A 6,749-nucleotide genomic window follows, 5' to 3' on the forward strand; every position below is an offset into this window, starting at 1 on the left:
GATCATCAAGACCGGGTAGGTCGCGCCGGTTCTCTAACCCGAAATGCTGGAGAAAAACAGGGGTTGTGGCGTAAATTAACGGTCTTCCGGGCGTTTCCCGCCGTCCCGCCGGGCGCACCCATCCCGCCTCCATGAGAACATCGAGCGTGCCTTTCGATATCTGGACGCCGCGAATGGCCTCGATCTCAGCCCGGCTGACGGGTTCGTGATAGGCTATGATGGCGAGTGTTTCGGTCGCCGCCCGGCTCAGCTTGCGCGGTTCCTCGCACTCGCGGCGCAGGACATGGGCCATGTCGGCCGCCGTCTCGAAATGCCAGCGCTTGCCGCGCTCGACGAGGCCGATACCGCGGCCCGCATAATGATCGGCGAGTTCGGCGAGCGCCGCGCGCACATCGACATCCTCGCCGACCGCCTGCGCGATATCGTTGAGCGTCAGGGCTTCTTCCGCCGCGAAGAGCGCGGCCTCCACGGCGCGGATATCGTCGCTGATTTCGGTCATTTGCCTGGCCTCACCATCAGATCGGAGAAATGCTCGTCCTGCTGCAACTCGGCCTTGCCTTGGCGCGCGAGTTCGAGCGCGGCGACGAAGCTCGATGCCAGTGCGGACTTGCGATAGGCGCCGTCCGCGCTGTCCGGCAGGAAACTTTCCAACGTTGCCCAGTCGAGCGACTGCCCGACCAGCTTCTCAAGCCGCTCCAGCGCCTCTTCAAGCGTCATCACCGGCCGGTGCGCGATGATATGGACGGCAGGCTCGGTGCGGGCGCGCAACTGGCCATAGGCGGCGATCAGGTCGTAAAGCTCGGCCTGCCACTTGCTTTTACGGACGACACGAATGCCCTCGGGCGCACCGCGCAGGAACACATCCCGCCCGATCCGGTCCCTCGCCATCAACCGGGCGCCGGCCTCGCGCATCGCATTGAGGCGCTGGAGCCGTAGCTGGAGGCGGAGCGCCAGCTCTTCGGGGCTGGGGTCCTCCTGTTCCTCCTTCGGCAAAAGGAGGCAGGATTTGAGATAGGCGAGCCACGCCGCCATCACCAGATAATCGGCGGCAATTTCGAGCTTCAGCGCCTTCGCATCGGAGATAAAGGCGAGATACTGCTCGACGAGTTCGAGGATCGAGATCTCCCGCAGATCGACCTTTTGCGTCCGCGCCAGGCTGAGCAGCAGGTCGAGCGGGCCTTCCCAGCCATCGAGATCGAGCGTCAGCCGTTCGCCCTCGGCGATTTCGGGCGCCTCCTCGAAGATATCCGTATCGGCCTCGCTCATGCCAGCGCCAACAGGCTGTCGCGCTTCTCGATCAGCGCATCGAGCGCATCGGCGGTTTCCGCCGGACGGATATCGGCCATCGCGCGATCAAGCCGCGCGCGGGATACGTCGGAGATATCGTCGAGTTTCTCGACCGTCCGCTTCATCTCGTCCATGCGCGCCCAGCAGTTGAGCGCGATGTCGCAGCCGGCGGCGACGACATTCGCCGCGCGGTCCGCCGGATCGCCGTCGAGCGCCTGCATGTCGAGATCGTCGGAGAAGAGCAGGCCGTCAAAACCGATCTCGCCGCGAACGATCTCCTCGATCACGATCGGCGAGAGCGTCGCGCAGCGCTCGGGGTCCCAGGCTTCGAACACGATATGCGCGGTCATCGCCATCGACGCTTTCGAGAGCTTCTTGAAGGGCGCGATGTCAGTGGCAAGTTCCTCGGCCGAGGCAGTGACGCGCGGCAGCGCCTTGTGCGTATCGACCATCGCGCGGCCATGGCCGGGGATATGTTTGACGACACCGGCGATACCTGCCTCGGCCAAGCCATCGAGCACCGCCCGGCCGAGCGCGGCGACACGCATCGGTTCGAAGCCGAGCGCTCTGTCTCCTATAACATCATGCGCACCGGGCTGGCGGACATCAAGCAGCGGCAGGCAATCGACGGTGATCCCGCATTCGGCCAGTGTCAGGCCGATCGCATGCGCGTTGCTGCGCGCGGCCTCGATCGCCGAGATCGGCGCTTTCTCGTAAAGCGCATCGAATTTCGCCCAGGCCGGAAATTCGGGCCAGACAGGCGGCTTCATCCGGGCGACGCGGCCGCCTTCCTGGTCGATCAGGATCGGTACATTGTCGCGGCCCGAAATCTCGCGCAACTCCTCGGTCAGCGCGCGGAGCTGATCGCGGTCGACGATATTGCGGGCGAAAAGGATATAGCCGGCCGGCTCGCTCTCGCGGAACAGCGCGCGCTCTTCGTCATTCAGGCGCTCCGCGGCAATGCCAAAGACGACGGGCTTCATCGCTATTCCGGTTTACACTTTCGTTTACGCCCAACCGGGCTCGATCAGTTGACGACCACGCTGCACGCTTGGCCTGCATTGCGCAAGCGGCTGCACAGCGAGCGGGCCGCTTCGCGCGAGCTTGCAGCGGCCCTGAGGCGGTAGAGCGTGCGCCCGCCCGCCTGCACCGAAGACACGGAATGATCCAGCGAATTCAAGACGTTATTGCCGCCAGCGATCTGCGTCCAGGCGCGGTTCGCGGCGGCCTCGCTCGAAAATGCGCCGAGCTGGATAAGTCTTCCGCTGGCGGCCGTGACGCCGCCGGACGACGCTGCGTTATCGGCATTTTGCGTCCGCGGCGCGGACTCGTCGAGCCGCCGGTTGCTGGCCGGAATCCGCGCGCTCGATCCGCCCGCTACGGGCTCGGTTTCACCAGCAGCGACGCGGCGGCCGGCCACCGGTTCTTCCGGCGTGGCGCTGCGGTCGATCCGGCCTTCCGGGCTGCCGCCCTCGCTCGCGGCGAATGCGGCATCGCCCTCGCCTTCGACTTCCATGCCGCCGGCCTCGCTCGGCCGGACGCGATAGTCGCCTTCGGGCGCGGCGATCAGTTCGGCGCCATCGGGCGCCGGTTCGCCGCCGCTGCGCAGCCAGAAGATCCCGCCGACGACGAGCGCGATCGCCAGCAACACCACGAGCACGCCGCCGATCAGCGTGAGAAGTCCGACGCCCTCTTCGTCATCCTCTTCGACCGCCTCGAGCCAGGGCAGCCGCTCCTCGTCGCGGGCGTCCAGCACGTCCTCGTTACCCATCACTCCATCTCCTCGACCGCCTCGACGCCCATGATCGCGAGCCCGTTACGGATAATCTGCCCGATTCCCGCCGCCAATGCCAGACGCGCACGGGTCAATTCCGGATCATTAACCACCAATAGCCGTTTCTCCGCATGATCGTTGCCCCGGTTCCAGAGCGCATGGAATTCCGCTGCCAGGTCAAACAGATAGAAGGCAATCCGGTGCGGTTCGTACGCGCCTGCCGCCGCCTCGACGACGCGCGGGAACTGCGCGGCGCGTTTCACCAGCGCGAGTTCTTCCGCGTCGAGCAGCGACAGATCCGCCTCGCCGTCCACCGCGATACCCTCGGCCGCGGCCTTGCGATGCACGGAGCTGATCCGGGCATGCGCATATTGAACGTAGAAGACCGGATTATCCTTCGACGCCTCGACGACTTTCGCGAAGTCGAAATCCATCTGCGCATCGGCCTTGCGGGTCAGCATCGAGAAGCGGACGACATCCTTGCCGACCTCGCCAACCATGTCCGCGAGCGTTACGAAACTGCCCGAGCGCTTCGACATCTTTACCGGCTCGCCATCGCGCAGCAGGCGGACCATCTGGACGAGCTTCACGTCGAATTCCGTCTCGCCGCCGGTCAGCGCTTCGACGGCGGCCTTGATCCGCTTGACCGTGCCCGCATGGTCGGCGCCCCAGATGTCGATCAGCACATCGGCCTTCTCGGCCTTCTGGAAATGATAGGCCATGTCGTTGCCGAAATAGGTCCAAGACCCGTCAGATTTCTTGATCGGCCTGTCCTGATCGTCGCCGAAATCGGTCGAGCGGAAGAGCGGCAGTTCGACCGGTTCCCAATCCTCGTCCGCCTTGCCCTTCGGTTTTTCGAGCACGCCCTCATAGATCAGCCCGCGATCGCGCAGCTTTTCTTCGGCCGCCTGCGGCTTGCTCGCCGCTACGACTTCGGCTTCGGACGAGAAGAGATCGTGATGAATGCCGATCAGCGCGAGATCGGCGCGGATCCGGTCCATCATCGCGGCGACCGCGCGTTCGCGGAACCGCATCAGCCATACGGTTTCATGGGCGCGCGCATATTCGTCGCCAAATTCCTCGGCGAGCTGCTGGCCGACGGGAATGAGATAGTCGCCCGGATAGAGGCCTTCGGGGATCTCGCCGATTTCCTCGCCCAGCGCCTCGCGATAGCGCAGGTGCACGGAACGCGCGAGCGTATCGACCTGCCCCCCGGCATCGTTCACATAATATTCGCGGATCACGTCATAGCCGGCATATTCGAGCAGATTGGCGAGCGCATCGCCGACGACCGCGCCGCGCACATGGCCCATATGCATCGGACCGGTCGGATTGGCCGACACATATTCGACGTTCACGGTCCGCCCGGCGCCCATGTCCGACCGGCCATAATCGGTGCCGAGATCGGCGATCCGGCGCAATTCCGCGCGCCACGAATCGTCGTCGAGCCGAATGTTGATGAAACCCGGCCCGGCGATTTCGGTGTCCGCGACGCCCTCGATTTCGGACAGTTTCGGCGCGACAAGGCCAGCCAGCGCGCGCGGGTTCATGCCCGCCGGCTTGGCGAGCACCATCGCTGCGTTGGTCGCCAGATCGCCATGCGCGGGATCGCGCGGCGGCTCGACCGCGACATTCTTGCGATCGAGATCGGCCGGTATCTGGCCGGCGTCTGCGAGGCTATCGAGAATGGCGCCGATATGGTCGGCGAACTGGGTGTAGATAGTCACTGGAATCCCGTTCTTGTGCGAGCAGGGGCGATTAGCCGATCAGAAGCCTTCGGGCAATTCGACGGGGCCGATATGGGCGCGATACTGGCGGATCGCGAAACCGTCCGTCATCCCGGAAATGAAATCGGCGATGTGCCGCGCACGCTCGGGATCGGTATCCGGCAGCGTTGTCCGCCAGTTTTCCGGCATCAGCGCCGGATCGGCGCGATAGGCATCGAACAAGCGGGCGACGACGCCGCGCACCGCGTCGGCCACCGCCTCCTGCTTCGGATGTTCATACATATTGGCGTAGAGAAAGCGTTTCAGCGCGCGCTCATGCGCCGCGACTTCCGGCGAGAATGCCGCAATTGGCGTGTCGGCGCGGCGCGCATCGCCGGCACTCTCCACTCCGGTTTCGGCGATGCGGCGGCGCGTTTCGGCGATCAGATCGTTGACCATCAGGCCGATCTGTTCGCGGATCAGCTCGGAGGCGAGAAGGTCCGGCCCTGCATCGGGAAAGCGCCGCGCCGCATCATCCCACATGTCGGCGATATGCGGCAGTTCGAGCAGTGCATCGCGCGCGAACAGCCCCGCGCGCAATCCATCGTCGATATCGTGATTGTCATAGGCGATATCGTCGGCCAGCGCGGCAACCTGCGCTTCAAGGCTCGCATAGCTGTGCAGCTCCAGCGCGTGATCCGCGTTCACATCGGCGAGGGCCCATGGGACTTCATGCGCGGTATCGGAGACCGGGCCGTTATGCTTGGCCAGCCCCTCCAGCGTTTCCCAGCTCAGGTTCAGCCCGGAAAACTGCGGATAGCGGCGTTCGATCCGCGTCAACATGCGCAGCGTCTGCGCATTGTGATCGAAACCGCCGGCATCGGCGAGCGCGACCTTCAGCGCATCCTCCCCGGCATGGCCGAACGGCGGATGGCCGATATCGTGCGCGAGGCAGAGCGCCTCGGTGAGATCCTCGTTCAGACCCAGGGCACGGGCGATGGTCCGGCCGATCTGCGCGACCTCCAGACTGTGGGTAAGGCGGACGCGGAAATGATCGCCGTCGGGCGCGACGAACACCTGGGTCTTGCCGCGCAGCCGGCGAAAGGCGACCGAATGGATGATCCGGTCGCGATCGCGCTGGAACGCGTCGCGCGGCCCGCGGGTCTCGTCGCGCCCCTCGTCATGCAGTCGGCCCCGCGAACGCGACGGGTCGGACGCGTAAGGTGCGTTATTCATTGCGGGTTGAGCGGGGAGACTTCCTGCCCCTCGGCGCTGCGATAGGTCAGGCCTTGGATGTCGCCCTCCTCGGCGATGGCGTCGAGAAAGGCCTGCGCATCGGCGCGGCTGTCGAACGGACCGACGAGCAGGCGGTTGGTCGCGTTCAACGGCGTGAACCAGCCATTCTGCCCTTCGAATGCCCGCGGCGCGCGGCGCGAAAACTGGCGATAGGTGAAGCGCAGCGCCGATTGCTGCTGCCCGATCGCGACCTGCGCCCAGTGCCGCGCGGGATGCGACGGCGCGGCCTCTGTGGCTTCGTCGCTTTCGGCTGACGACGACATTGTCGAACCGGCCGCCATCGCCGCTTGGGTCGGCTGGGGCGAAGCGCCTTCGGGATAGAGCCGCGTAATCGCTTGCCCGTCCGGGCTGCGCCAGCGCAGGGATTCGATGCCGACGTCGGCGAGCGTGTTGATGAATTGCTGCGCCTCAGCGCCGCTGTCGAACGGCCCCACGAGCAGCCGGTTCGTCTGGCCGAGCGGCGTGTACCAGCCCTCCCGGTCCGCGAAGATCGCATTGGCCCGCGCATAGCGTCGATAGGTGAAACGGAGCCCGTCCTGTGTCGGCCCGGTCGCGAGCTGCACCCAGTTGCGCGCCGGTTCGGCCTGCTCCGCCGGTTCCTGGGCCGCAGGCGCCGGTGCCTGAGTTGCAGGCGCCGGTGGCGGTGGCGGTGGCGGTGGCGGTGGCGGTGGCGGTGGCGGTGGCGG

Annotated in this window: 7 protein-coding genes; all 7 read right to left on the bottom strand. The window is 65.7% G+C overall.

Features of this window, described 5'->3' with window-relative positions:
- Positions 1–499, bottom strand: a 499-nt coding sequence (scpB, locus tag ACTS1Z_RS11480) for an SMC-Scp complex subunit ScpB (RefSeq protein ID WP_442624602.1), incomplete at its 3' end; no start/stop codon positions are given.
- Positions 496–1,266, bottom strand: a complete 771-nt coding sequence (locus ACTS1Z_RS11485; protein ID WP_442624603.1) for a segregation and condensation protein A — start codon at positions 1,264–1,266, stop codon at positions 496–498. The genes ACTS1Z_RS11485 and scpB, both read right to left, overlap by 4 nt.
- Positions 1,263–2,270 (bottom strand): beta-N-acetylhexosaminidase, encoded by a 1,008-nt coding sequence (gene nagZ, locus ACTS1Z_RS11490; protein WP_442624604.1) that lies wholly within the window; start codon positions 2,268–2,270, stop codon positions 1,263–1,265. The genes ACTS1Z_RS11485 and nagZ overlap by 4 nt, the downstream gene beginning before the upstream one ends.
- Before the next feature lie 44 nt (positions 2,271–2,314).
- A complete protein-coding gene (locus ACTS1Z_RS11495) occupies positions 2,315–3,058 on the bottom strand; it encodes an SPOR domain-containing protein (protein ID WP_442624605.1) in 744 nt (247 codons plus the stop codon).
- Positions 3,058–4,788, bottom strand: a complete 1,731-nt coding sequence (argS, locus tag ACTS1Z_RS11500) for an arginine--tRNA ligase (protein ID WP_442624606.1) — start codon at positions 4,786–4,788, stop codon at positions 3,058–3,060. Before argS ends, ACTS1Z_RS11495 begins: the two co-directional genes overlap by 1 nt.
- A 39-nt stretch (positions 4,789–4,827) precedes the next feature.
- Positions 4,828–6,003 (bottom strand): deoxyguanosinetriphosphate triphosphohydrolase, encoded by a 1,176-nt coding sequence (locus tag ACTS1Z_RS11505; protein ID WP_442624607.1) that lies wholly within the window; start codon positions 6,001–6,003, stop codon positions 4,828–4,830.
- Positions 6,000–6,749, bottom strand: a 750-nt coding sequence (locus tag ACTS1Z_RS11510) for an SPOR domain-containing protein (protein ID WP_442624609.1), incomplete at its 5' end; no start/stop codon positions are given. The genes ACTS1Z_RS11505 and ACTS1Z_RS11510, both read right to left, overlap by 4 nt.

The organism is Parasphingopyxis sp. (genome assembly GCF_052168295.1).
Lineage (GTDB): Bacteria > Pseudomonadota > Alphaproteobacteria > Sphingomonadales > Sphingomonadaceae > Parasphingopyxis.

Excerpts from the sequence above, each read along its gene's own strand:
- ACTS1Z_RS11485 (WP_442624603.1), bottom strand. The coding sequence starts at position 1,266 with ATGAGCGAGGCCGATACGGATATCTTCGAGGAGGCGCCCGAAATCGCC.
- ACTS1Z_RS11505 (WP_442624607.1), bottom strand. The coding sequence starts at position 6,003 with ATGAATAACGCACCTTACGCGTCCGACCCGTCGCGTTCGCGGGGCCGA.
- nagZ (WP_442624604.1), bottom strand. The coding sequence starts at position 2,270 with ATGAAGCCCGTCGTCTTTGGCATTGCCGCGGAGCGCCTGAATGACGAA.
- ACTS1Z_RS11495 (WP_442624605.1), bottom strand. The coding sequence starts at position 3,058 with ATGGGTAACGAGGACGTGCTGGACGCCCGCGACGAGGAGCGGCTGCCC.